We start from the raw sequence: 25,056 nt of genomic DNA, 5'->3' as shown, positions 1-25,056 counted from the left end.
CTTAATTTCCGTTGGTAGTCACCGGCCGGGAAGCCAGCGATTGGATTTCCGGTTGGGCAGGTGCCACCGGTCGGGCAGGAACCGTTTTCACGATCATTGGTTTGGCCGTGCTGTCCTTTGGCGGCTCTACAAACTTTTTGGGTGCCGGTTTTTTAGGTGGCGTAATCGCAGGCAGGTAATTGGCCTCCTTCACTTTCTTGTCCAGCGCGTGGTTATCAACCCGTCGTTTGATGTATTTTTCGATCACCAGTGAAGCCACCGAGGCTGCAGCAATGCCGCCCCAACCCGCATTTTCAACAAAAACCGCAATGGCGATTTTCGGATTTTCGCGGGGCGCAAAGGCCACAAAGATGGAATGGTCTTTTCCTTTCTTGTTTTGGGAAGTACCGGTTTTTCCGCACATCGTAATGCCCGGAATCACGGCGGCCAAGGTGGTAGTGCCGTGTTCAACCGCGCCCTGCATGCCTTCGGCAACGATTTCAAAATGCTGTGGATCAATACCGACATCGTGTTTTTCGAGGTATTTCGGGTCGATGCCTTTTCCCGGCTCACCGATGCCGCTCACGATGTGGGGTGTATAGTACCAGCCCCGGTTGGCAATAATCGCAGCGACGTTGGCCATTTTTAACGGGTTGATCAGCAACTCGCCTTCGCCGATGCTGAGGGAATACACCGTCGAAAATTTCCAGTGCTTTTCGCCGTAGAGTTTGTCGTACAAATCAGCATCCGGCAAACTCCCTCTCAATTCGCTCGGCAAATCAATGCCCAACCGGCTCCCGATTCCAAACTTCGCCACCTTGTCGTGCCAGTGGTGCAAGCCCATCGCCGACGCCTTAAAGGTGTTGCGCTCGGCGTTGTTGTAGAGCAACCGCCGGAAAACGTGGTAGAAATACGGGTTGCAGGAGTATTGCACCGCACCGGAAAGATTCAGTCGGCCCGACCGGTTGCAGTGGCACTTCATCGGCGAACCGGTGTGGCTGAAAATCGAACCGGGCGACACCGCACCGTCTTGCAGAGCCACCAGCGCCTGAATCAGTTTGAAGGTCGATCCGGGCCGGTAACTCGCCATCACCGGGCGATTGATCAGCGGTTTGTAGGGATTTTTGGCCAGTTTGGAATAACTTTTGGAGAAAAACCGGCTCGATAAGGCATTGGGGTCGTAGGTTGGGGCCGAAACCATACACAGAACCTGACCGGTTGCGGGTTCGATGGCGACAACACTACCCACTTTGTTCTGCATCAGCGTGTCGGCATACTGCTGAATTTCGACGTCGATCCCGGTATGCAGGTTTTTCCCCGCAATGGCCAGCGAATCGAACGCGCCGTCTTTCCAGGAGCCTTTCACCACACCATGGACGTTCTGCATCACGAATTTGATGCCCCGCTGTCCCCGCAAAACGGATTCATATTGTTCTTCCAGACCGCTGCGGCCGATGTAATCTCCCTGCCGGTAATACGGTGTTTCCTGCTCGTCGAGCTGCTTGCGGCTGACCTCGCTGACGTAGCCCAGCGCGTTCGCCATGGTGTGGGCCGGATATGTCCGCATCGAACTCGTGACGTGCTCGAAACCCCGGTAATCGACCAGCGCATCCTGAATCCGGGCGAAATCTTCTTTCGACAACTGCCGCAAAAACAACGACGGTTTTCGGTAAGAATGCGCCTTGGCTGCCGCCATGATGCTGTCAAATTCCGTGCGCTCCAGGCTCAGCAAGTGACAGAAGGCTGCGGTATCCGGAATTTGTACTTTTTGGGGGGTGACGTACAGGTCGTACACCGGCGTATTATAGACCATGAATTTCCCGTTCCGGTCGTAAATCTGACCGCGATACGGGATCTCGATGACCCGTTTTATGGAGTTACTCGACGATTCCAGTGAATAACTGTCATCCAGGATTTGCAGATAAAACAAACGCGACAGATAGACCAGCCCAACCAGACAGAAAACGCCGATGACAATGTATTTTCTGTTCTCAATCATAACCTTATAACCCAGAAATCCTCACTACACCTTTCATACCAGCTACAGTACAAATATAGCGAGATTAAGAACAGCGTGAAGAATTATGAGTGAAGAGTTAAGAATAAAGTACTTGGCTCACCTGCACCCCGGATAAAAGCCGGGGTCACAGCGAGGGCATCGAGGGCGGTTTTCAGAACCCTCTGGTCAGCGTTTTGATCCGGATGAGGTACATGTCGGCGGTAATGTAGAGCGTTGAACCGTCGTTGCCGAAAGCGCAGTTGGCCGTGGCGACGCCGGTCCGAATCCGGCCCAGCAGCTTGCCGGGACCATCGGCCCGGTCGGGTGCAACGACGAGTATGCCACCCGGCCCGCTCGACCACACATTACCGGCTTTATCAACTTTGAGACCGTCAGGCAAACCCGGCAGTTTTTGTTTTATTCCTTCACTGGCGTCGTAAAAAATCCGCCCTTTGCCCACGGTTCCGTCGGTCTGAACGGGATAGGCCATGATGTACGGTTTTTGCGGATCCGACTGGGCAATGTACATCGTTTTTTCGTCGGGCGAAAAGGCAATTCCGTTCGGGCGGGTGAGGTCGCTGATGAGCAGAGTCACTTTGCCGTCGGGTTCCACCCGGTAGACGCCGAAAACATCCAGTTCCCGCGCTTTGGTGTCTTTTTCGCGTTCCGGCAAACCGTAGGGCGGGTCGGTAAAATAAACACTGCCATTCGAATGCGGAGCCACATCGTTGGGGCTGTTGAAACGTTTGCCCTTATAATGGTCCGCCAGCGTTTTCTTGCCGCCCGATGCGCCACTGAGTACCAATGCCGAGACGCGCCGGTCGCCGTGCTCCGCCGAAATTAGTCTTCCCTTGCCGTCCAGAGCCAGCCCGTTGCTGCCGGGCTCGTCGCTGTAGTGACCAACGCCGGTGTAGCCCGATGGTTTGATAAACGGCAGACAACCGTCTTTCTCCGTCCATTTATAAACCGTATTTTGTGGCACATCCGAGAACAGCAAATAACCGCCCTCTTCCCTGACCCAGACCGGCCCTTCGGACCAGACGAAGCCGGAAGCCAGCACGTCCATTTGGGCGTCTTTCGCAATCAGCGCATCCAGTTTGGGGTCGAGTCGTTCGATGGAACCGATGGTGGGATAAGGCGTCTGGGCGAAAGCGACACCGGCAAGCCCGGTCAGCAGGGCCGACAACATACTTCGTTTCATGGTTTTCGGTAAGGCGTTAGGATTCAGGAGCAAATTACAAAAATATCCGGTTTCGGCCAGCCGACGTCTGTGGGCCATCCGAAACCGGAATAAACTCGGTAGATTGTATATCAACGGGTCATCGTGGCCCGAAAACCGTCCTTAAATCTTTTCCAGCAAGTTCAGAAACTCCTGTTTCTTGTTCCGCGACACCGGAATGTTCTTGTTGTTTTCCATGATCACCTCGCCCCCATCGCCCCGGATGTAACGCTGAACGTAACGCAGGTTGATGAGGTAACCGTGATGAACGCGGCAGAACCCCTTGGTTTCCAGCACATCTTCAACCTCCTTTAACGTCTTCGAAATCAAAACGATCTTGCCATTGGTCAGGAAAAACCGGGTGTAACCGCCGTCCGATTCGCAGTAGTAAATTTCTTCGCTGTTGATGATTTGCAGTCCTTCGAGCGTGGGCAGCGCGATGCGGTCACCGGTTTTCTGGCGGTGCAGGTAGTCGACAAAACTCTCGACTTTGGCCGGGGTGCGGGTCAGTCGCTCCTGTTGGGCCTTCTGAACGGCCTTCACCAGTTCATCTTTGTCAATGGGCTTCAGGATGTAATCCAGCGCGTTGTGCCGAATGGCCTTGATGGCGTATTCGTTGTAGGCCGTTGTAAAAATAACGTCGAATGCATTGAAACGGCAGGCTTCGAGCATGTCGAATCCGCTCATGCCGGGCATTTCGATGTCCAGAAAAACCAGATCCGGGTGGTGCATTTCAACGGCCTGATAGCCTTCGGTTCCGTCTACACAGGACGCCAGCAGTTGCACTTGCGGGCAAAACCGCTGAAGCAACAGAGCAAGAACGTCCCGGCAATGTTTTTCGTCATCGACAATAATGGCTGTCATGGTTATTTGAGTTTCATGGTAAACGTAACGCAGGTTCCGGCCGATACACCCGCCGAATCGACCAGGTCGGCCACGTCGATCCGGGCATCGACGCCGTAAATTTCATTGACAATCTGCAACCGCTCTTCCGCAATCCGGCTGCCGTGGGCTTTGTGGGCCATCAGTCCGTTGCCCTGCGACTGTTTCGACGCTTCGCGGCCAATACCGTTGTCGGCAATGCAGATCACCAGAAAACCGGCCACCTGCTGACAATCGATCTGCAACAACGGTTTTTCGGCTTTCTGCTGCAACAAGCCGTGCCGGATCGCATTTTCGACGTACGGCTGCAACAGCAATGGTGGCACGTGGACGGTGTCCTGACTAATGGCGGGGTTGATCACCAGTGAAAAGTCAAAAGTATTATCACTCCGCAATTGTTCCAGTTCGATGTAGGTCTGCAAGGCCTTCAGTTCACTGCGCAACGACACCCACTCGGTTTGCGTGTTATCAATCATCTGCCGCATCAACCGCGAAAACTTGGTTAGATACAGCGAAGCTTCGTCCACCTCGTTTTGCAGAATAAATTTATTGATGGCATTCAGGCTGTTGAACACAAAGTGTGGATTCATCTGCATCCGCAGGGCCAGCAGCTTGGTTTCCGCAATCCGTTTGTTATTTTCCAGCAATTGCCGCTCGGTTTGCTGATACGCCTGTTCGATCTGCACGCGCCGGATTTTCTGGGCACACAGACGGGCAATGCTCGTCAGGATGTGCAGATGCCGGGGCTGAAAAAAGTTCTTGTCGGGGTGTTCGGCATCGATGATACCGATCACTTTCCCTTCCAGCAGAATCGGTACGGTGATCTCGGAATACCGCATGTCGTCGTCCCGGAGGTAGCGGGGGTCCTGCGAGGTATCGCCGATGATCTCGGCTTTTCCCGTCAGTGCCACCGAGCCTACGATTCCCTGCCCGATGGAAATTTCAATGGGCTGGAAAATTTCGTACGACCGGGGATTTTTGGGTCCGTGGGCGGCTTTTTGCACCAGCACGTTCCGTTTCTCATCCAGCAGATAAACCACGCAGTCGACGAAGTTAAGCCGGGCGATGCAGTTCTTCGCAACGTCCCACAGCACCTCTTCGACGGTTGTTTGATCAATGAGTGAAATCGCAAAAAAATTGATGACCCGTTCAGTTTCGAGCTCTTCTTCTAACGCCTTTCTTTCGTGATCTGCCGTTTTGTGTTTCTCATGTTTTGACACATTTAGTCTGGTTGATGTCCTTAAAGCTATCGTGAATTTGTTAATCGAAAGTAGAGCTAATTGCGCTCTTTTGAAAGAACGGATAAATAACTGGTCGTTTCCGGCCCATAACTTGCTGAAATACGCCGGCAAGTCGCTTCCGGTTCTTATCCAGCGGCACAAAAAAGCGCCCGGCCAGGGCCGGGCGCTTTAAACACTACAAAATACACACTACTTACTATCAACTCCATAGGTCATCCTGTCAGATTTCGACCCGCTATGGATTTTTTGATTGAATGGCTTACTCAAAAGTAGCAGTGCTTCCCACGCCCTCCCAACCGGAATCAACAACGGGGGTCTTCGGGTTGACAGTTGCCGGGTCTGAATCGGTAAGTAGCCTGCCAGCCGGTTTTCACTTCGCAGACGAACTGGCGTTTGGGCTGGGCGACACCCCGAAGTTCGTCCGAAACCGCTTGGCAAACTTTGATCCGGGAAATGAGTCGATTTTCCGGGCGACCTACGTTTTTTTAGTTTTTTTCCGGTAGGTTAACGGTCATATGGCCGCCCTTGGCGACTTGATACGACCATGCCGACAATGACAGGAATTGACTACCAGGAAATCAAACCGGATGCCCCGCTTTCTGATTTCGTCGATAGCTTTTGGATGCTGTCCAATCATTCTGATCAGGAAAAACCGGTGATCATTGTGCCGGATGGCAGAATTGACCTCTTTTTCTCTTTTCAGGAACCGTATGAACTTACCCTCTTGGGACTGGGAAGCGAGCCTTCGCACGCGAGCCTGACTCCGGGAAGCCGCTTTTTTGCCGTTAGTTTCAAATTACTCGCTATTGACTACCTTTTTGATCGAAAATTTCCCACGCTGGTCGATTCAGTGTACCGTTTACCGCCGGATTATTTCGGAATTACGACCCGCGACTTCCAGGCATTCGATCACTTTTGTGGTGTCCTTAGCAACCATTTTATCAGTCAGCTACCCGCCGATATAGACCCCCGAAAGCAAAACCTCTTTGCGCTCATGTATGCTTCTGATGGCTCAATCCCGATTCAGGAGATTGCTGAAACCGTGAACTGGAGTAGCCGACAAATAAACCGGTATTTCAACCAGCGATTCGGCATCTCCCTCAAAGCGTACTGCACGATTCTGCGGTTCAGGGCTTCTTTCCGGCAACTCAAAGAAGGCAAGCTTTTTCCCGAACAGGACTTCACGGATCAGTCCCATTTTATTAAAAATGTCAGAAAGTTCGCCGGTGTGACACCACGGGAACTGAGCAAAAACGAAAACGACCGATTTATACAATTTTCAACCTTGCCGAAGAAATAATTTTGCATCATTAATTTAACAATAACAAAATGATACAGAATAATAAAACGGCCATTGTCAACACCAATGTATTTGACGGCAATGAAGTATTAGGGCAAAAAACCGTAGTATTTGAAAATGGAAAAATCATCAGTATTTCAAAAGAAGTGCCTTCTGACGCAGAAATTATTGACGGAAACGGATGCACATTATTGCCCGGCTTAATTGATGCCCACGTTCACACGTCAGAAGACTCACTAAAAGAAGCGATACGATTTGGTATAACCACCGAACTGGAAATGCAAGGTGGAATGACAAAAAAAGGTCGTGAATTACAACTCAAAAATAAAAGTATGATTGCTGATGTTCGCTCATCGGGTATGGCATTGACTGCGCCCGGAGGACATCCCGATGAATTAATTCCTAAAGAAGAAGGCATACCAGGATTTATCTTGAAAAAGATGGAGAAAATGACGGAAGAAGAGAAAAAGGAGTTTATAGCTGCCTTCGCGGAAAGGGAAAACGAAGACGGGAATAAACCGGATGTTACAACCCTAACCGGTGCGGTGCAGTTTGTGCAACAACAAATGGAAAATGGAGCAGATTACTTCAAAATAATGATTGAAGAAGGAACGGTAATGAATGCACCAGGTTTGCCGATGATAAAAACTGAAGTTTTAAAAGCAGCGGTTGACGAAGCTCACAAATTAGGCAAAATAGCCATAGCACATGTATTGACAGCAGAAGCTGCAAAAACAGCAGTTGAAGTGGGTGTAGATGGTTTAGCCCATTTATTTATCGACCGACCAGACTGGACACCTGAGTTAATTAAGTCCATTGCTGATAAAGGTATTTTTGTAACGCCTTGTTTGGTATTAAATTCATCCATTATCGGCAAATCAGCTTGCCATATAGCACATGATGAACGAGTAGAAAGCAAATTAAATGAAGATTGGAAAATGACAATGTGTTCTTGTTTCAATACTTTCCCATCAGGTAAAATGGAAGATAATTTTAACAATGTAAAAGACTTGCATGATGCGGGCGTGGATATACTTGTTGGCACAGATGTATCGGTACCAATGGCCCATTTAGGTGGTCTTGCTCACGGAGTAAGTGTTCATCATGAAATGCAGTTATTAGTTGAAGCAGGCTTAACTCCAATTGACGTTTTAAAGGCAGCGACATCCGTAATTGCAAGAAGATTTAACTTGACTGACAGAGGACAAATTACTGAAGGGTTAAGAGCTGATTTGGTATTAGTAAAAGGAAATCCAACAGAAAACATTTCGGACACATTATCAATTGTAGGAATTTGGAAAGAAGGAGTCAGGATAAATAGCTAAGGGACACAAAGATTGATCAGTTTTCCAATCATAACCGGTTCCTGAGCGTTTAGGTCGACAGCGAAATCGTTGTCGACCTAAACGCTCAGAAACCCGGCTCCATCCCCCCTTCTACAGCACAATCCGGGGAAACGTAACTGTATACTCAAAAGGCGTGGAAAGGATCAATTGAGCGTTCATAAGGTTATACGTATCCTGTTTTGTAACGTACCCATCGCCATTGATCGCGTACTGGTAATACGTATTGCTTAGCAAACTATACGGCGCAAAAGCTTCCCGTTTTTTGCCCCGGGCCAGGTGTTTGCTATACTGGCCAAAAACCGTCACATACGGATCCACCTGCATCTCCTCCGGGTTTAGCGCATTCCGGTCGTTCTGAATCGGATCGCCAAAGGCCGTGTATTCGAACGTTGATTCACGGATTTTCACATTCTGGGCATTGAACTCCGTCGCCTTTGTTAAATCACCGGCAGCATTGTAGGCAAAGTCGATGCGTTTATTCGGATAATACGTGCCCTGAAAGTTACTCAAATCCATCCTCGCCAGTTGTCCTTTGTCATTGTAGGTATAGAGGTGTTCTGTCTTGATGATTTCATCCCCCTGTTTGTAGTGCATATACCTCTCGGTGCTAACCAGATAACACTGATCCGGATAATTTTTATAGTAGGCCCCGGCGGGCGGACTTGATTCGTACGAATAACCTCCGGCAACCTGTGCCCGGTGGATATAATAGGTCGTTGCCACATCCAGCTTGTTGTCATTGTACTCTTTGGTAAACACCCGCCGAAACTCCCCATCCTGGTAGGTATAGTCGATGTAATGGCCGGGGCTGAAGGTGACTTTCTTTAACTTCCCGTCCGTAGCATAGGCCAGCGTTTTCGTGCCGTGTTTTACCAGAGTGTATTTTTTGGACGCCACCACCAGAATTTCGTCGTCAAGGCCAACGGTTTGGGGTTGTTCGGTTGCGGCTTGACGTGGAGAAACCGGCGTTTCCCGCTCGCAGGATACCAATCCGGTCAACGCTGAAAAACAAAGTGAAAAGGTAAGTAGTCTGATCGATTGGTTCATTCTGATTGGTTGTGTTGGTTGGTGTGTGACTGATTGAACACAACAAAGGTAGAACCGCCCGATTCAGGCTTTCAACGGTAACTCACAGCGGGTAGTGAACGAGCCATACCGGGTCCCGCAATCCGGATAACGGGCCTGGAAGTGCCCGGTTTAAACGCAAAAAAACGGCCTCTCGGCCGTTTCTGGGGCAATTTCCCAAAGACTTGTCACGCTTTCACCGGAACGCGGGGTTGATAAACTGGTTTTCGCTTCACTTCCTGACTGGCCGGAACCGGAACCCGCCGGGGCCTGGCTACCGGTTTTTTGTATTTTTTCTGGTACCAGATCAGGAAACCGGACCAGGGCAGGGTGGCCGAAAACAGACTGGCCAGAAACATCAAAATCTTGCCAAATAAGCCAAAAGCCTGCCCGGTGTGCAGATCCCGGTTGGCGTGCTTGACGTTGTCGGCGGCCGAATAGTCGTTGAACAGCTCCGATTTCATCAGCTTCCCGGAATATTGATCAAATTCGAACACATTCTGTTTTTTAACGATCTCGTACGGATACCGCAGATTGACCTTGACCGCATCTTTTGAATGTTTGGCAAAATTGATGTGTGCTTCGTTCCAGCCGGGATGGTGGGGCGCGACGGTTTCAAAAGCCTGCACCGGACTGAACACCCGACCCGGCTGAACAACGGAAACCGGCTTTTTCATCTCTTTTCTGGTATCGCCCAAAACCGCATACACCAGTTTCTGCGACGGTTTTATGGCCCACCAGATTCCCGTGAGGGTGATCAGCAGGAGCGGAAAGACGAAGTAAAAACCGAGAACGTTGTGAAAATCGTGATTGATCCGCTGCCATTTGGCATCAAACTTCAGTGTGAAAGCGGTTTTAACCTGATTTTTCTTCCGTGGAAACCACAACACCAGCCCCGAAATCAGCATGACCAGAAAGATCACAATGTTTACCTTGATAATCCATTTGCCAACTTCTCCGAGCAGCAGGGTCTTGTGCATTTTTTCAACCGTGTGCAGAAAATCCTGATCCATGTTCCACGGCCCCAGCACCGCGCCGGTATACGGATTCAGCGAAACGACCACTTTCTTTCCTTCATACTCTTCCTCGTCCTCTTTGCCCGGTTTCTTTTTGCTCACGGCATTTTTGTCGACCAGTTTGGCAATGATGGTTCGGTCGGCAGCCGAAAACAAGCGGATCTGCTCGATTTTCTGGTCGGGAAACTGCTGCGTAATAATCGCTGTTGCCTGTGCCAGCGAGATCCTAGGCCGGTTCTGCGGTTCGACAAAGCGAAATTCCTTTTGGGTGATGTTCCGGATTTCTTCTTCAAAAACGAAGAGGCAACCGGTGATGCTCACCACAAAAACCACGATCCCCGACGCCAGCCCAAGCCACAGGTGGAGTTGACCGCTTAGCCGTTTGAACGAACCTGTTGTTTTCATATCAGAAGCTGTACGAAAGATTGAGGAAAACCTGACGGCCCGGAATATCCTGGATTTTCTCGCTGGTCTGGGCGGTCGTATACTCGATGGTCTGCTTGTTGTTCGTGTTGAATACATCCATCACGCGGACGCTCAGCACCACTTTTTTCTGAACGAAATACCGGGATAAGCTAGCATCCCAATACGCCAGCGTCTTTTCTTCTTTCTGGCTGGAAACCTTGGGACCAATGCCGTTCCAGGCCACTTGAAAAAAGGTATTGCGTCCGATCGTCAGGTCCGAAATCAGCTTGGCGCACCAGTCAAACTGGTCTTTGATGGCGTCTCCCCCACCCTGGTTTTCGTCTTTTAACTGGGAGTCGAACCGGGAATAGCTTCCGTTGATACTCCAGAACGACAGCGGTTTAACGGCCGCTATCAACTCGACGCCCTGAATATAGGCGGCATTGAAATTGTCCGGTTTTTCGAGCACCACGCCCGGCGACACATCATACAACACTTTCTGGATCAGGCCGTCGATCTGACGTCGAAAAAGGTTCACGCCCACATTCCATTTTGCTGCGGTTTTCATGTAGCCCAGTTCAAAACCCCAGGCTTTTTCCGGCCGCAGCAACGGATTCCCGGTTTTGATTTTAGCCACATCCGAGCTATCGACAAACGGACTCAGGTCCTTAAAACTGGCCCGCCGGATTTTCCGATCCACCGAAAATTTGATGAATTGTGTCGTATCCAGATTGAAGATAAACGACGCACTGGGCAGCGGAATAAAATAATTGCCGTGGGTCGAATAGCTCTGTTCGAGCGTTTGATTGTGAAAATCGGTATACTCCGCCCGAACGCCGATCACGCTCCGCAGCCGGCCTTTGGTAATGGCCGACTGCACATAACCGGCCATGATTTTCTCAGAACTCGTAAAGTTATTGGCCGGGCTCTGGGTTCGCAGGAACTGGTTTTTAGCGTAGTCGAACTTGTCGACCAGTTGAATGTTTTCGCGAACGCGGCTGCTGTATTTCAAACCGGCATTCCAGCTGACAATGTGATTGGTATGCAGTGAATAATCGGCCTGAACGAAGTCATTCCGGTCGTAATTGTTCTCGTATGTATTGGTTTTCGCCGGTTTGGTATCGGACGGTAATCCCTCGCCGTTCAACTTCTGATCGGTCTGGTATTTGGGTTTGGGATAATCGCCATCGACGTGGTTATACGAAACCGTTAACCGGCTTTTGGGCGAGAGTTTCTGCGAAAAATTCAGGATGTATTCGTTGAAACTCCAGTCTTCCGTCTGATCTTCCGTCCGCAGGGTGCGGCTCGAAAAGGAGCGGTCGGCTTTTAATACTTTGGTATCCTGGGTTTTGATTTTAAGCTCCCGCTGCCATCCCCGCACGTATTCGGCTTTCAGATCGGCGCCTTTCCACAAATCCCAGCGGGTTCCCAGTTTGATGTTATCACTCGTTATTTGGCGGCTTTCCCTGGAAAAAATGTCCTGATAACCCGTCACCGTTCCACTTTTCAACACCGTCACCCGGTTGGTTTCCGTCATGGAATTATCCCCGGTGAGCAACACCTCGTTGCGGTCATAGGCTCCGTAGAACTCGCCTTTGCCAAACTTGTGAGAAGCCTGCAATGAAGCGTTGTAACCGCCCAGGCTATTAATGCCGACCATCGCCTGGCCGTGGGTTCCGTAGCGCGAATTTTTCTTGAGAATGATGTTGACGACCCCGTTCATGCCGTCGCCGTCGTATTGAGCGCCCGGACTGGCAATAATCTCGATGCGTTCAATGGCCGAAACCGGAATCTGGTTCAGCACGACTTCCCGGTTATTTCCTGTAATCCCCGCATTTTTCCCGTCGATCAGCACCAGCGTATACGATTTTTCCAGGCCCCGGTAGCGAATGTCGCGCGGCACCCCCGGAGGGCCTCCCATCGCAACCGACGGCATCAGCCGCAGCATATCGCCGACCGAAGATCCTTTGGCAATCGGCAAATCCGCTGCCTGATAAACGATCTTGCCGGGTTCGATCCGGGTCACACCAATCTCACCTTTGACCACGACTTCCGAAAGTTGTGATACGGCGGGCAGCAGATCCATGTTCAGACTGATCACCTGATTATCGCGTTCGATAACGATAGGTCCCTGTTCCCGGCTTTCGTAGCCGATGCCGCTCACTTTCAGGGTATAAGACCCTTTGCTCAGTTTATCAAAAAGATAATCTCCGTTCTCACCGGCAACCACCCCTTTTACGAAAACACCCTTTTCGTAAAGTTGTAGCGAGCCATAACTCACCGATACGGTATTGTCTTTTTCCCCGATTTTGCCGCGAATCTGGGCCTTCTGCGCCCAGGCGAATGAGCAGGTTAAACTGAAGAGTGCGAAAAATAGCTGTTTTGTCATCAAGTTACGGGATAGGCTTTCGGACTATTATTAACTAGACTTGTTATTAATAGTGACAAAGAAAAACCCTAATCGCGTACGTAACAACTTAATTTAGATTTATTTTAAATAAACAGCAGAAAAGCGTATCCCATATACTGGAAGTACAATTTTTCAGGAGAGCAGCACAAAATGCGGTTCCAGGTGCTTCAACATGCCACTGGCAAATTCGGCTGGCGTGCCGGTTTTCAGGATGTTAATCAGGTCCTGGTGCGTGACAGAGCCGACGGCGTGAAACTGGTGGCTGGTTTCGTATTCAACCACATATTCAAAAACCGGCATCAGCATCGCCTGAAACCGCTTGATGGTTTCATTCCCGGCCATTTCGTAGAGCGTGGAGTGGAAAGCGATTTCACACTCGACCTTTTCCGGAATTGAACTCACCTGACTTTCCCGCTTCACCACCTCCTGGAGTTTCTGAATGCCTTCTTCCGTTTTGCGGGCAAACAGCAAAGCCGCCTGCCCTACTTCCAGCACCAGCCGGAACTCAAAAATCTGCTTGCGGGTGTCGGCTCCCAGCATGTGCGGCTGCATCATGCGCTCCAGCCCGCTCAAAATGTCGGGTTGCGCCAGAATCATCCCCCGGCGTTTCTTGGTTTCAATAATACCCAGCATCCGAAACCGGCTCAGGGCCTCGCGTACCACATTCCGGCTGACGCCCAACGCTTCGGCCAGTTCAATTTCCTTCGGAATCGCGTCGCCGGGCTTAAAGGCTTTGTTGGCTATGTATTCACGAAGCCGCAGTTCAACCTGATCCGCCATGGAGGTTGAAATAATGGGCAACATCCCCAGCGAAGATTCTACTTTTTCCATTTTTTACGCACGTGTTGGTGTGCCTTTTGAAAAACTAAGGTATCACAAAAAAAGATATGTAGTACATTTCAACAAGCTCGGGCGATCAGAAACTTTTAATATCTTCCCACAAAACCGCAACCAGCGGGTATGCCTTTTTGGGTTGTAACTAAAACAGGTAAAGACTAAACTTCTGGTCGTTTGATTTGTCCAAACCCAAAACACGGATGTATGAAGGAGCGAGTCAACAAGCGTCATCTCTTCTGGCGGGCGGGTTTTGGCGCAACCCCGGCCCAACTGCGGGAGGCTGATCGCCAGCCGCTGCGAAACGTAGTGAGCAAGTTGTTCACCGACAGCCAGGCCTTTACTCCCCTGTCGGTAGTTGCTGATGACCAACCCGACAAAAAAGAGCTAAAAAACCGGTTTAAAGAAGGCCAGCTAACCCGCGAGATGCTGAAAGAGCGCATCCGCGAAAACCGGGAAGCCATCCGCGACCTGAATGTGCGTTGGGTGGAACAAATGGCCTCGGGCCAGGGTGCGTTGCGGGAAAAAATGGCGCTGTTCTGGCACGGTCATTTTGCCTGCCGCAATCAGAATAACGTCCGGATGGTGCATCAGTATACGAACCTCATTCGTGAAAAGGCACTGGGCAACTTCGGCGATTTGCTGATGGCGGTTTCAAAATCTCCGGCCATGCTGCAATTCCTGAACAACCAGCAAAACCGCAAGAATGCGCCCAACGAAAATTTTGCCCGAGAAGTGATGGAATTGTTTACGCTCGGTCGCGCCAACTATACCGAACACGACATCAAAGAAGCAGCCCGGGCGTTCACCGGCTGGGGGTTCAATCCACAGGGGGAGTTTGTTTTTCGCCGGAATGTACACGACGAGGGCGAAAAAACCGTGTTCGGAAAAACCGGGAATTTCCAGGGTGAAGACATCATCAAACTCCTGCTGGAACGAAAAGAAACCGCCACCTTCGTGACGACCAAACTTTACCGGTTTCTGGTTACGGACGAAATTGCCCCGGATTCGGCAGATCAGCAACGGATCAGTCAACTGGCCGATCAGTTTTACCGGAGCGGCTACGACACGGCCGGATTGCTGGAGACCCTTTTCACGAGCGACTGGTTTTATGAGCCGAAACACATCGGAGTACGCATCAAATCGCCAGTGGAATTACTGGCGGGCATGCAACACAGTCTCGGGATTAAATTTGAACAAAAACAGCCAGTTTTATACGTTCAGCGCACGTTGGGGCAGGTTTTGCTTTATCCACCGAACGTGGCAGGCTGGCCGGGCGGACGCAACTGGATCGACAGTTCGAGCCTGCTGTTCCGGATGAAACTCCCCGATCTGGTGCTGAAAGCCGGTGAAGTGACGATCAGCCCCAAAGACGACGGTGATGTGAATACGGCCCTGCTCGCCCGAAAAGTAAACCGCCTGTTTGCTTCCACCATCGACTGGCCGACCTTCGAAAAAGCCTTCCAGAAAGGCAACGAGGAACACTTGCTGGACGAACTGGCTTCGTATTTTTTGCCGCAATCCCTGAGTCCTTCGCAGCGGAATTTACTTCTGACAAAAGTAAAAAAAGAAGCCCCCCGCAGTGATCAAATCCGAACCCTAACAACCCTGCTGCTCTCCTTACCTGAATATCAATTGTGTTAAACCATTCAACCCATGCACCGTCGGAAATTTTTCAAAAATTCAGCGTTTGCCACAGTGGGCACGATGCTGATTCCCAGCTTCCTGAAAGCCTACGAAAGCAAGCATCTGGGATTGAACCAGCCTGTGGGCAAAACGCTGGTGATCGTTCAGTTGTCGGGCGGCAACGATGGGTTGAATACCGTCGTCCCTTTTCGGAATGACATTTACTACCGCGAACGGCCAACGATTGCCATCGCGCCGGAAAAGGTATTGAAACTCAACGACGAAATCGGTTTCAATCCGGCACTCGAAGCATTGAAAGGACTCTATGATGACGGTTTGGTAACGGTGGTCAACAACGTCGGCTATCCGAACCCCGACCGTTCCCACTTTCGCTCGATGGACATCTGGCAAACCGCCAGCGATTCGGATAAATACCTGACAACGGGCTGGTTAGGCCGCTATCTGGACGCCAACTGCCAGGGGAACAACTGCATTGCGCACCGGGCGATCGAGGTGGATGATACGCTGAGTCTGGCGCTGAAAGGACAGGATCTGAACGGTTTGGCGTTGCTCGACCCGAAGAAACTCTACAACCAGACCCGCAGCGGTTTGGTAGCCGAGCTGTCGAAAATGAAACCTGATGCGAATCGGTCAGCTTCGCACCCGAACATTTCGTATCTGTATAAAACCCTGGCAGAAACCGCTTCGTCGGCTGACGTTATTTACGACAAGTCGAAAGTCACGCATACGAAAACCGTTTACCCAGCCAGCGAGTTGGGCAACCGGCTAAAAACCGTCTCAGAACTGATTACGTCGGGCGTCAACACGAATGTCTATTACATTTCCATTTCGGGATTCGATACACACATCAACCAGCCGGGGCAGCAGGAACGGCTGTTGCGTCAGTATGCCGAAGCCGTAGCGGCTTTTACCAAAGACTTGAAAACCAACGGAAAGCTAAACGACGTGCTGTTGATGACCTTCTCGGAATTTGGTCGCCGGGTGAAGCAGAACGCCAGCAACGGCACCGACCACGGCACGGCCAACAACCTGTTTCTGATTGGCGGAGGACTCACCCCAGGCCGGGTTTTCAACGAAGCACCCAACCTGACGAACCTGGATGAAGGGGATTTGAAGTATACCGTCGATTTCCGGAGCATCTACGCGACGCTGCTCCGCGACTGGCTGAAAGTCGATGATCAGGCGGTCTTGGGAAGGAAATTTGAGACGTTAAAGGTTGTTTCGCAGAGTTAAGCGGAGGACATCAGAGTTAATCAGAGAAAAAAACTCTGCGTACCTCTGATGTCCTCCGCTTAACTCTGCGTAACAACTTTTATTTTCTCCACTCTCCATCCACCAATCGAAAGATAGCCAGCGGGTTATCGGCTTTCAGTGCATCGGGCAACAACGCATCCGGGAAGTTCTGGTAACAAACCGGACGTGCAAACCGCCGGATCGCGTTCGTACCCACCGAGGTCGAGCGAACGTCGGTGGTAGCCGGATACGGGCCGCCGTGGTTCATGGCGTGACTCACCTCCACCCCGGTCGGAAAACCGTTGATCAATACCCGCCCCACTTTCTGTTCCAGAATTTCCAGTAAATCAGCGTATTCCAGCAATTCTTCGGGTGTTCCGTATACGGTCGCGGTCAGGTGACCTTCCAGCCCCTGCGCCACCGCCAGCATTTCTTCTTTCGTATCGGCCGTGACCAACAAACTGCTGGGTCCAAATACTTCTTCCGCCAGTTCAGGATTTTCCAGCAACGCATCAGCCGTCGTCGACAAAAGCGTCGGCTGGGCAGCCGCGAAACCATCAACTACGGTTACGGATTTACTGGCAATCAAAACCCCCGAAAATGAGTTGAGCTTTTCGATACCGGCCGTATACGCCTGATAAATCCCTTTCGTCAGCATCGGCGTCGGCTGCGTCTGCGACATGGCCAGCCGAGCCTGACTCACAAAAGCATCCCCTCCATCCGACTGCTTGACAATGGCCAAACCGGGATTCGTACAGAACTGCCCAACCCCCAGCGTAACCGAATCGACGTAGGCTTTTGCCAAATCCAGTCCTTTCTGTTTCAGGATGGCGGGCAGGAAAAATACCGGATTCGTACTGCCCATTTCGGAATAAACCGGAATGGGTTCCGGACGGCGGACAGCGGCATCATAAATCGCCTTTCCACCCCGAAACGAACCCGTAAACCCGATGGCTTTGATCTGCGGGTGCAACACAATGGCCATCCCCACGTCAATACCCGTACCCTGAACCATTTGAAAAACGCCTTCCGGCAATCCGCTGGCTTCAACAGCTTTCCGAATAGCCTGACCCACCAGTTCGGAAGTGCCGGGGTGGGCCGGATGGGCTTTCACGACCACCGGACAACCGGACGCCAGGGCCGAGGTGGTGTCGCCACCAGCCACCGAAAACGCCAGCGGAAAGTTGCTCGCGCCAAAAATACCGACCGGTCCGAGCGGAATCAGCATCTGCCGCAAGTCGGGCCGCGGCAGCGGCTGACGATCGGGCAGGGCGGTATCGATGCGGGCATCTACCCACGAGCCTTCGCGGAGGTATTGCGCAAACAGCCGCAATTGGCCCGTCGTCCGACCGCGTTCGCCCGTCAGGCGGGGCAGCGGCAGGGCGGTTTCAAGGTTGGCGCGTTCGAGCAATTCCGGCCCCAGGGCCATGATTTCGTCGGCAATGCGTTCCAGAAACTGCGCTTTGGCTTCGCCGGAGAGTTTGCGGTAAACCGGGAACGCTGCGGCTGCTAATTGGCAGGCCTGGTCAACTTCCTGACTCGTGGATTCACTGAAGGCCCCGTCTAATGCTTCGCCGGTGGCCGGATTAATGGCTTGAAAAGTCATGCTGCTAATTTTGTACCGTATTTACTAACATACCGATTCCTTCAATCGTAATGTGAACTTCGTCACCCACCGCCAGCGTAAAATCATCGCCGGGAACAATGCCGGTGCCGGTCATTAAATAACACCCATGGGGAAAAGTAGTTTCACGAAAGAGGAACGAAACGAGTTCTGTGTGCTGGCGTTTCATGCGGTTGATGGCAATGCTTTCGTCAAAAACCGCCTTTCCGTCGCGCCGGATTTCGATTTTGATCATCGTTTCGGGCGAAATCGGAGCTTCCGGAACGTAGAGACAGGGGCCAATCGCAGCCGCACCGTCGTAGGTTTTGGCCTGGGGCAGATACAGTGGGTTTTCGCCCTCGATGCTCCGGGAACTCATGTCGTTGCCAACGGTATAGCCAACGATTTTTCCGTTCGAGGTAATGAAAAGCGTCAGTTCCGGCTCCGGCACGTTCCAGATCGAATCCTTCCGAATGCGAACCGCATCGCCCGACCCAACGGCTCGCGCGGCTGTGGATTTGAAGAATAATTCGGGCCGCTCGGCATCGTAAACCCGTTCGTAAAAATCACCGCCCCCGGCATCTTTCGACTCTTCCATGCGGGCGTTGCGGCTTTTGAGGTAGGTTACGCCCGACGCCCAGATTTCCTGCTGGCTGATCGGGGGTAACAATTGCGTTTCGGTCCAGACACGGTATTCATCTGAAGCCGTCGTAGAAGTCACTTCCTGTTGAAGATATTGGAACAGATCATCCTGGTTAACGAGGTAATCCCAGTCGTCGCTCGGCGCACGGTGAAAGCGGGATGGTCCGTCGGTGCGGTTATCTTCAACTACGATGCCCTGGCGGGTGCGGTACAGTTTCATGAAGGATCAAGGAATTGAGTGTTGACTTAAAGACCGCAAAAATGGACATTTTTACGGAGGATTTTACGAAATTCCGGATGGAAAATCGCGCAAAAGGCATTAATTTAGGATGAAATTAGCAGCGCTCTACCGGTCCTTCTCCCCTTCCACACCCATTACCGGCTGAGAACTTTTTACTGAAAAAATGCTCCACAAAACCCGAGGCATCGTTCTGAGTTATTTTCGCTACCGCGAAACGTCGATTATTGTCCGCATCTACACGGAAGAATTTGGGCTCCACAGCTACCTCGTCAACGGGGTGCGGTCGGCCAAAAGCAAAACCAACCGAATCGCCTTTTTTCAGCCTTTAACCTTGCTGGACATGGTGGTTTATTACAAACCCGGCAAAGATTTGCACCGGCTTTCGGAGGTGAAGGTCAATTTCCCATTTCAGCACCTCCCGTTCGATATTGCCAAATCCAGCATGGCGTTGTTTGTCAGCGAAATGTTGACCAAGACGCTGAAAGAAGAAGCCAGCAATCCGGCTTTGTATTATTTTTTAGTGGACAGTATTCTGTACCTGGAAGAAGTGGAAACCGATTACGAGAATTTTCACCTTTCGTTTTTACTGAAACTGGCGTCTTTTCTGGGGTTTGGTCCGGCCAGCGCTCTTGAGTTTGAAGGGCAATTGCAGGAACAGAAATACCCGTTTTTGCCCGACGATGCGGCCGAAAAAGCCCTGAATCACTTCCTGCGCCAGCCGCTGGCAACGCCCATCAAAATTTCCCGGTCAACTCGTGCCGAGTTGCTGGACGCTCTGGTGGCGTTTTACCAGATTCACATCGACGGTTTGGGCGAAATCAAGTCGCTGTCGGTGTTGCGGGAGGTGCTGAGTTGAGGAAGTTGTTACACAGAGTTGATCAGAGGAAATCAGAGTTCTGCAGCGTTTTTTTCTCTGATAAACCCTGATTTCCTCTGATCAACTCTGTGTAACCAACCTCTTCAAACCTTCCGTTTCAACTCAAAATTCTGCCCCAGATACACGCGCCGGACCTGCTCGTCATTGGCCAGATCCTCAGCGGTTCCCTGTTTCAGGATTTTTCCTTCAAACAGCAGATAGGCCCGGTCGGTGATCGAGAGCGTCTCGTTGACGTTGTGGTCGGTGATCAGAATGCCGATGTTCCGGTGTTTGAGCTGGGCGACAATGCTTTGAATATCCTCGACGGCAATGGGATCGACCCCGGCGAACGGTTCGTCCAGCAGAATGAATTTGGGGTCGACAGCCAGACTCCGGGCAATTTCCGTACGACGACGTTCGCCCCCCGACAGCACTTTCCCCTTGTTTTTCCGGACGTGCGTCAGACTGAATTCTTCCAGCAACTGCTCCACCTTGTCTTTTTGCGCCTGCCGCGACAGGTCAGTCATTTCCAGCACGGCTAACACGTTCTCTTCCACCGTCAAATCCCGAAAAATCGATGCTTCCTGCGCCAGATAGCCGATTCCCAGCCGGGCACGTTTATACATCGGGAGGTTTGTAATGTCCTGATCGTCCAGATACACCTTGCCGCTATTCGGCTTGATCAAGCCCACCGCCATGTAAAAGGAAGTGGTTTTGCCCGCACCGTTGGGGCCAAGCAACCCGACGATTTCGCCCTGTTCGACCTGGTAGGTAACGCGGTCGTTGACCAGCCGGGAGCCGTATTTTTTAACTAAGTTTTCGGTTCGAAGAATCATGGTTTTCGTGCTCCGTTTGTCGCCGGTTTTCCCAGCGACTGACGTTGTCTATTGCTTAACGCCCACGGTCGCCTTAATATCTTTCAAATATAACTGCAACGATTTGTTCCCGTTATAATTATTCTCTTCAATCTGGTAACAAATGGAAAAGGGCTGGTCGCGCCGGAGAAAAAGGGCGTGGTGGGCCATGTTAAAACCGATGGCCGTAAACCGCTGGTACGAACCGGCTTGTTGCACGGTCATTTTCAGGTGTTTTTCCTTCATGATATACGGTTCTCCCACCAGAAACACCTCGCTGGTTGAAAAAACCGGGGCCATATTTTGCGGCCCAAAAGGCGACATTTGTTTCAGAACGTTATAGAATTTCTGGTCGATGGCGTCGAAATCAAGCGACAAATCGATTTCAATCATTGGAACCAGTTGCTCCGCCTGAATGCGCCGGGTTACCACTTCCTCAAACTTCTGCTGAAACGCTTTGATGTTCTCCAGCTTGAGCGTCAAACCGGCCGCAAAGGTGTGACCGCCAAATTGTTCGAGCAGGTCGGAACATTCCTCAATGGCTTCGTAAACATCGAATCCCGGCACCGACCGCGCCGAGCCAGCCGCCCGGTTGTGCGACTCCGTCAAAATAATGGTCGGCCGATGGTATTTTTCGATGCAGCGCGAGGCCACGATGCCGATTACGCCCTTATGCCAGGTGTTATTAAAAAGCACCGTACTTTTTGCATTCAGCAGCCATTCGTCGCCTTGAATCATGGCCAGCGCCTGTTCGGTAATGCTGGAGTCGTATTGTCGGCGGCTGTTGTTGTGTTCGTTGATGGCAAATGCGAAGTCGGTGGCTTCTTCCTCCGTTTCGGCCAGCAACAACTGGACGGCGGCTTTGGCGTGCTTGATGCGTCCGGCGGCATTGATTCGCGGCCCCAATCCAAATACCACATTGGTAATGTCCAGTTCGGAGCTAAACCCGGCCACTTTGATGAGCGCCTGGAGGCCAAAACCGGGGGAAGCATTCAGTTTTTTCAGCCCGTAATACGCCAGAACCCGGTTTTCGCCCACAATTGGCACAATGTCCGACGCGATGCTGATTGCCAGCAAATCCAGATAGTCGAACAAACGATCCAGCGGAATTCCTTTGAATATACACAAGGCCTGAAGCAATTTGAAGCCCACGCCACAACCGGTCAGCTCTTTGTAGGGATACTCGCAATCGGAACGCTTGGGGTCGAGCACGGCCGCAGCCTGGGGCAGTTCGGCACCGGGGCGGTGGTGATCACAGATGATGAACTCAATGTCTTTTTCCAGGGCTTCGTCCACCCGATCAACGGATTTGATGCCGCAATCGAGACTGACAATCAGCGAAAAACCGTTTTCAGCCGCCCACTCAATGCCCTGCGACGAAATACCGTAGCCTTCTTTATACCGATCGGGAATGTAATAATCCAGATGAGGATAAAGGGTTTTCATGAAGCCGTAGAACAACGCCACCGAGGTCGTTCCGTCCACGTCATAATCACCATAGACCAGAATCTTTTCTTCCCTGACCATCGCCATTTGCAACCGCTGAACCGCTTTGTCCATGTCCTTCATCAGAAAAGGGTCATGGAGATGCGGAAGTTCGGGGCGGAAATAGGTGCGGGCCTGGTCAAAAGTATGCACCCCCCGTTGGACCAGCAACATGGCCATAAACGGATTTACTTTCAGCTCGCGAGTCAAATTTTCAACCGCCAGTAACTCTTCCGGTGACTCCGGAACCGGTCGGTATAGCCAGCGTTTCTCACTCATTCTGCAAAGTAAAAAGAAAAGGGAGTACGGAAAACAAAAATCAGCAAGGTCTTGAAGGCGGGGCCGCCCAGACGGGGTCGCCTAGACGGGGTCGCCCAGACATACACTGTTTTGCTACCGGTTTTCCAACAGCGGTTTTATCGAACCAGAACCCGAACGGTCCGTTGCTGGTTCTGTTGCCCGGCACGGAGCAGATACAAACCCGGTTGTAACCGAACAGCCGGATGAACCCGCCAATCGGTGTCGGACAACTGAATCACCTGAAACGTAAGGAACTGGCCGGTGGTGGTCAGGAGCTGCAAACTGGCCGGATCGACATTGGAGACGTTTAGCCGGATTTCGTCTCCGGAGGTCGGATTATCGCCAACCACAAACAACGCGTCGGAACGGCTGACGAAAACCATTTTGGAAACCTGAAATGCTCCATCGTGATCGACCTGCCGAAGCCGATAATAGCTCGTTCCGGGCAGGGGTTCGCCATCGGTAAACGTGTACAACCGCTTCCTGGCGGCATTGCCAACGGCTGTTATCTGCCCGATCGCACCAAACTCTTTGGCATCGGCACTGCGTTCGATCACAAAATGGCTGGCTCCCCGCTCCCAGACGGTTTCCCACGTAAGCCGATTGCCGCTGCGTTCTGCCGTACCCCGAAAATAGGCTAATTCAACCGGAAGGGTGCCATTCGAGCTTACCGTAAAATCATCGATTCGAAAGGCGGTCGCACAGGATGCCCCAGCCGGGGGCGTATACCGGAGCCGAAAAGTCAGACTACCCTGGTTTTCGGCAGAAGCTGGCAACGTAAAAACCGATAGTCCCCAGGTGGTCGTTGCCACACTCGAAACGTCGGAGGAGATGCTGGTCCAGGTTGTTCCCCCATCGGTGCTGAATTCAAAAATGACCACCTGCGGACCAAACGCGTTCGTTTTTCGGCGACCAAAACCGACCATGATGTTGGTCTGCCCCACGGTGCTGATGGCTGGCGATGTGGCGGTATGTTCCGTGTTTCCTCCGCATTCACCAAAGGATAGATTGTTGCCCCCCGAAGCCGCGATGGGTGTGGTGTAACCGGAGCTTGCGGACGTTGTCGTTACACTGATTGCAGTTGAGTTGCTGGCGGTCCACCCGCCTAGTCCGGATGTAAAATCTTGGGAATAAATAGTTTGTCCTGATACCGGTTTTGGCGTGAAGAAAATAAAAATTGCGAGGCTGATCAATCGTAAAAAATGTCGCATGGTGTGGTGTCTTAAAAAGCGTGAGAAATGAATTGGATTGTACTTGATTATTGAACCAGCATACGCACAGCCTTCAGACCCGGTGCGTGCAGGATGTACACCCCGGTTTTCAGCGGTTTTTGAGGCAGCAGCCTAATCTGACCCGTGGTGGGTTCTACCAGTCGAAAAGCTATTTTTTGACCGGTCAGGTCGGTCAATTGCAAGGTGGCCGGATCGACTTCGTTGCATTGCAAGCCCACGGAATGACCATCGGACGGATTGGGATAAACGGCAAGGTCGGGCAGGCGGTTGTCGTGCCGAAGGGCAATGATTTTGGAATAATACGTCGAACCGTCCCGGTCGACCTGCTTCAACCGGTAATAATTGGTCATCTGGTGCGACTGGTCATCCACAAAGGAGTAGAACTGTGGGCGGGTTGCATCACCGCTGGCCATCACCCGACCAATCGGCGTAAAGGCAGTCACGTTTAAGCTATGTTCAACGGAGAAATAGCGGGCGTTGCGCTCCGAAGTGGTTTCCCACGTCAGTTGAACGACACTGCCGATGGATTTGGCCCGGAAATAAGCAAGTTCAACCGGCAAGACGACGCCGGACCAGTCCATGTCACCGATGGTGAAACCTTGTGGCCTAGGATCAGCACCTGCCATCGGCCCATTCCCGAATACGACGGTGACGGTTTTAACTTTAGTAAGAAAACGGACCTTATTGACATCGACAGAAGGACTAGGGGTATTTGCAAGAATTTCATTGCCATTGACAATATATCCCGTTCCGGCTGGAATGACTGGTGTGACCGAATTACCAAACTCATCAACGGCAATAATCGTTATTTTGTCCTGGTAATAACTTTGAGGATTGGTAAAATCAATTTTGTACTGAAGCGCGATTAGTGAAAATTCCAGACCGGTAACCGGATCACCGAATGTAAAACTATAATTTTTGGTTTCACTTGGACTATTAAAATCCACGCTGGGTGTCGATAAACCCGTACCTGTCCGATTCGGTGAAGCATTAGAAAATTGCCCTGGACCACTTACACTAATATCCACATTCACTGCCGGTGTACCAATGCCCATATAAGAATGAGAGGCAGCACCATCTGGGTAGAGGGGCATCGTTGTATTAAAATCCAGATCCTGCGCAACAGCAGATGAAAAATTCAATAGAGCGAAAAGCCCGGCGGAAAGTAGATAACCGTATTTCATAGCACAGAAGTTTAGCTGTTCGAAATCCGAATTCTAACACTCCTGAGACGTACGGTTTTGAAGAAAGTAATGCCCTTTTCTTA

19 protein-coding genes are annotated in these 25,056 nt (G+C 51.3%); 5 read left to right on the top strand and 14 right to left on the bottom strand.

Features of this window, described 5'->3' with window-relative positions; all coding sequences use genetic code 11:
* Position 1: 1 nt before the first annotated feature.
* The 4 genes from mrdA to ACO064_RS22690 all read right to left on the bottom strand — a co-directional run bounded on the left by mrdA (position 2) and on the right by ACO064_RS22690 (position 5,299).
* Complete coding sequence (gene mrdA / locus ACO064_RS22705; RefSeq protein ID WP_421829508.1) at positions 2-1,978, bottom strand: penicillin-binding protein 2; 1,977 nt, start codon at positions 1,976-1,978, stop codon at positions 2-4.
* 172 nt (positions 1,979-2,150) lie between these two features.
* Positions 2,151-3,179 (bottom strand): SMP-30/gluconolactonase/LRE family protein, encoded by a 1,029-nt coding sequence (locus ACO064_RS22700; RefSeq protein ID WP_421829507.1) that lies wholly within the window; start codon positions 3,177-3,179, stop codon positions 2,151-2,153.
* Between the two features lie 141 nt (positions 3,180-3,320).
* Positions 3,321-4,061, bottom strand: coding sequence for a LytR/AlgR family response regulator transcription factor (locus ACO064_RS22695; RefSeq protein ID WP_150876007.1), 741 nt, complete (start codon positions 4,059-4,061; stop codon positions 3,321-3,323).
* A 2-nt stretch (positions 4,062-4,063) separates the two neighbouring features.
* Positions 4,064-5,299 (bottom strand): histidine kinase, encoded by a 1,236-nt coding sequence (locus tag ACO064_RS22690; protein WP_421829506.1) that lies wholly within the window; start codon positions 5,297-5,299, stop codon positions 4,064-4,066.
* Between the two features lie 565 nt (positions 5,300-5,864).
* Here ACO064_RS22690 and ACO064_RS22685 point away from each other — a divergent pair.
* Together ACO064_RS22685 and ACO064_RS22680 are read left to right on the top strand one after the other, a co-directional pair.
* Entirely contained in the window at positions 5,865-6,620 is a 756-nt protein-coding gene (locus ACO064_RS22685) for a helix-turn-helix domain-containing protein (protein WP_421829505.1), read from the top strand.
* Positions 6,621-6,649: 29 nt separating this feature from the next.
* Positions 6,650-7,945 (top strand): amidohydrolase family protein, encoded by a 1,296-nt coding sequence (locus ACO064_RS22680; protein ID WP_421829504.1) that lies wholly within the window; start codon positions 6,650-6,652, stop codon positions 7,943-7,945.
* A 111-nt stretch (positions 7,946-8,056) separates the two neighbouring features.
* Here the strand turns inward: ACO064_RS22680 and ACO064_RS22675 are convergent, their stop codons facing one another.
* The 4 genes from ACO064_RS22675 to ACO064_RS22660 form a co-directional block, all read right to left on the bottom strand.
* The gene (locus ACO064_RS22675) at positions 8,057-9,013 is read right to left on the bottom strand and encodes a hypothetical protein (RefSeq protein WP_421829503.1); all 957 of its coding nucleotides are present in this window, start codon (positions 9,011-9,013) and stop codon (positions 8,057-8,059) included.
* A 206-nt stretch (positions 9,014-9,219) separates the two neighbouring features.
* Positions 9,220-10,452 (bottom strand): PepSY-associated TM helix domain-containing protein, encoded by a 1,233-nt coding sequence (locus ACO064_RS22670; protein WP_421829502.1) that lies wholly within the window; start codon positions 10,450-10,452, stop codon positions 9,220-9,222.
* 1 nt (position 10,453) lies between these two features.
* The gene (locus ACO064_RS22665) at positions 10,454-12,841 is read right to left on the bottom strand and encodes a TonB-dependent receptor (protein WP_421829501.1); all 2,388 of its coding nucleotides are present in this window, start codon (positions 12,839-12,841) and stop codon (positions 10,454-10,456) included.
* 153 nt (positions 12,842-12,994) lie between these two features.
* On the bottom strand, positions 12,995-13,693 hold the full coding sequence (locus ACO064_RS22660; RefSeq protein WP_138989570.1) for a FadR/GntR family transcriptional regulator: 699 nt from the start codon (positions 13,691-13,693) through the stop codon (positions 12,995-12,997).
* A gap of 210 nt (positions 13,694-13,903) precedes the next feature.
* On the opposite strand from ACO064_RS22660, the gene ACO064_RS22655 reads away from it, so the two are divergent.
* Positions 13,904-15,340 (top strand): DUF1800 domain-containing protein, encoded by a 1,437-nt coding sequence (locus ACO064_RS22655; RefSeq protein WP_421829500.1) that lies wholly within the window; start codon positions 13,904-13,906, stop codon positions 15,338-15,340.
* Positions 15,341-15,352: 12 nt separating this feature from the next.
* A complete protein-coding gene (locus tag ACO064_RS22650) occupies positions 15,353-16,576 on the top strand; it encodes a DUF1501 domain-containing protein (RefSeq protein WP_421829499.1) in 1,224 nt (407 codons plus the stop codon).
* A gap of 79 nt (positions 16,577-16,655) precedes the next feature.
* Here the strand turns inward: ACO064_RS22650 and ACO064_RS22645 are convergent, their stop codons facing one another.
* A complete protein-coding gene (locus ACO064_RS22645) occupies positions 16,656-18,182 on the bottom strand; it encodes an aldehyde dehydrogenase (NADP(+)) (protein WP_421829498.1) in 1,527 nt (508 codons plus the stop codon).
* A 4-nt stretch (positions 18,183-18,186) separates the two neighbouring features.
* Complete coding sequence (locus ACO064_RS22640; RefSeq protein ID WP_421829497.1) at positions 18,187-19,041, bottom strand: fumarylacetoacetate hydrolase family protein; 855 nt, start codon at positions 19,039-19,041, stop codon at positions 18,187-18,189.
* A 184-nt stretch (positions 19,042-19,225) separates the two neighbouring features.
* Here ACO064_RS22640 and recO point away from each other — a divergent pair, with 184 nt between their 5' ends.
* Positions 19,226-19,918, top strand: a complete 693-nt coding sequence (gene recO, locus ACO064_RS22635) for a DNA repair protein RecO (protein WP_421829496.1) — start codon at positions 19,226-19,228, stop codon at positions 19,916-19,918.
* Positions 19,919-20,022: 104 nt separating this feature from the next.
* Here the strand turns inward: recO and lptB are convergent, their stop codons facing one another.
* The 4 genes from lptB to ACO064_RS22615 all read right to left on the bottom strand — a co-directional run bounded on the left by lptB (position 20,023) and on the right by ACO064_RS22615 (position 24,973).
* A complete protein-coding gene (lptB, locus tag ACO064_RS22630; RefSeq protein ID WP_421829495.1) occupies positions 20,023-20,754 on the bottom strand; it encodes an LPS export ABC transporter ATP-binding protein in 732 nt (243 codons plus the stop codon).
* Positions 20,755-20,802: 48 nt separating this feature from the next.
* On the bottom strand, positions 20,803-22,536 hold the full coding sequence (recJ, locus tag ACO064_RS22625; protein ID WP_421829494.1) for a single-stranded-DNA-specific exonuclease RecJ: 1,734 nt from the start codon (positions 22,534-22,536) through the stop codon (positions 20,803-20,805).
* A 137-nt stretch (positions 22,537-22,673) separates the two neighbouring features.
* A complete protein-coding gene (locus ACO064_RS22620; protein WP_421829493.1) occupies positions 22,674-23,768 on the bottom strand; it encodes a T9SS type A sorting domain-containing protein in 1,095 nt (364 codons plus the stop codon).
* A 47-nt stretch (positions 23,769-23,815) separates the two neighbouring features.
* A complete protein-coding gene (locus ACO064_RS22615; protein WP_421829492.1) occupies positions 23,816-24,973 on the bottom strand; it encodes a T9SS type A sorting domain-containing protein in 1,158 nt (385 codons plus the stop codon).
* Positions 24,974-25,056: the final 83 nt, after the last annotated feature.

This window comes from Larkinella sp., assembly GCF_965227735.1.
Classification (GTDB): Bacteria; Bacteroidota; Bacteroidia; order Cytophagales; family Spirosomataceae; genus Larkinella.
The sequence above is the reverse complement of the archived record's forward strand: the minus strand, read 5'-3'. Positions and strand labels throughout refer to the sequence as shown.

What these genes read in the sequence shown, in the direction of transcription:
- ACO064_RS22640 (WP_421829497.1), bottom strand. Translation starts at nt 19,041, where the DNA reads ATGAAACTGTACCGCACCCGCCAGGGCATCGTAGTTGAAGATAACCGC.
- ACO064_RS22665 (WP_421829501.1), bottom strand. Translation starts at nt 12,841, where the DNA reads ATGACAAAACAGCTATTTTTCGCACTCTTCAGTTTAACCTGCTCATTC.
- lptB (WP_421829495.1), bottom strand. Translation starts at nt 20,754, where the DNA reads ATGATTCTTCGAACCGAAAACTTAGTTAAAAAATACGGCTCCCGGCTG.
- ACO064_RS22685 (WP_421829505.1), top strand. Translation starts at nt 5,865, where the DNA reads ATGCCGACAATGACAGGAATTGACTACCAGGAAATCAAACCGGATGCC.
- ACO064_RS22675 (WP_421829503.1), bottom strand. Translation starts at nt 9,013, where the DNA reads ATGAACCAATCGATCAGACTACTTACCTTTTCACTTTGTTTTTCAGCG.
- recO (WP_421829496.1), top strand. Translation starts at nt 19,226, where the DNA reads ATGCTCCACAAAACCCGAGGCATCGTTCTGAGTTATTTTCGCTACCGC.
- ACO064_RS22615 (WP_421829492.1), bottom strand. Translation starts at nt 24,973, where the DNA reads ATGAAATACGGTTATCTACTTTCCGCCGGGCTTTTCGCTCTATTGAAT.
- ACO064_RS22655 (WP_421829500.1), top strand. Translation starts at nt 13,904, where the DNA reads ATGAAGGAGCGAGTCAACAAGCGTCATCTCTTCTGGCGGGCGGGTTTT.
- ACO064_RS22680 (WP_421829504.1), top strand. Translation starts at nt 6,650, where the DNA reads ATGATACAGAATAATAAAACGGCCATTGTCAACACCAATGTATTTGAC.
- ACO064_RS22695 (WP_150876007.1), bottom strand. Translation starts at nt 4,061, where the DNA reads ATGACAGCCATTATTGTCGATGACGAAAAACATTGCCGGGACGTTCTT.
- ACO064_RS22670 (WP_421829502.1), bottom strand. Translation starts at nt 10,452, where the DNA reads ATGAAAACAACAGGTTCGTTCAAACGGCTAAGCGGTCAACTCCACCTG.
- ACO064_RS22650 (WP_421829499.1), top strand. Translation starts at nt 15,353, where the DNA reads ATGCACCGTCGGAAATTTTTCAAAAATTCAGCGTTTGCCACAGTGGGC.
- mrdA (WP_421829508.1), bottom strand. Translation starts at nt 1,978, where the DNA reads ATGATTGAGAACAGAAAATACATTGTCATCGGCGTTTTCTGTCTGGTT.
- recJ (WP_421829494.1), bottom strand. Translation starts at nt 22,536, where the DNA reads ATGAGTGAGAAACGCTGGCTATACCGACCGGTTCCGGAGTCACCGGAA.
- ACO064_RS22620 (WP_421829493.1), bottom strand. Translation starts at nt 23,768, where the DNA reads ATGCGACATTTTTTACGATTGATCAGCCTCGCAATTTTTATTTTCTTC.
- ACO064_RS22700 (WP_421829507.1), bottom strand. Translation starts at nt 3,179, where the DNA reads ATGAAACGAAGTATGTTGTCGGCCCTGCTGACCGGGCTTGCCGGTGTC.
- ACO064_RS22660 (WP_138989570.1), bottom strand. Translation starts at nt 13,693, where the DNA reads ATGGAAAAAGTAGAATCTTCGCTGGGGATGTTGCCCATTATTTCAACC.
- ACO064_RS22645 (WP_421829498.1), bottom strand. Translation starts at nt 18,182, where the DNA reads ATGACTTTTCAAGCCATTAATCCGGCCACCGGCGAAGCATTAGACGGG.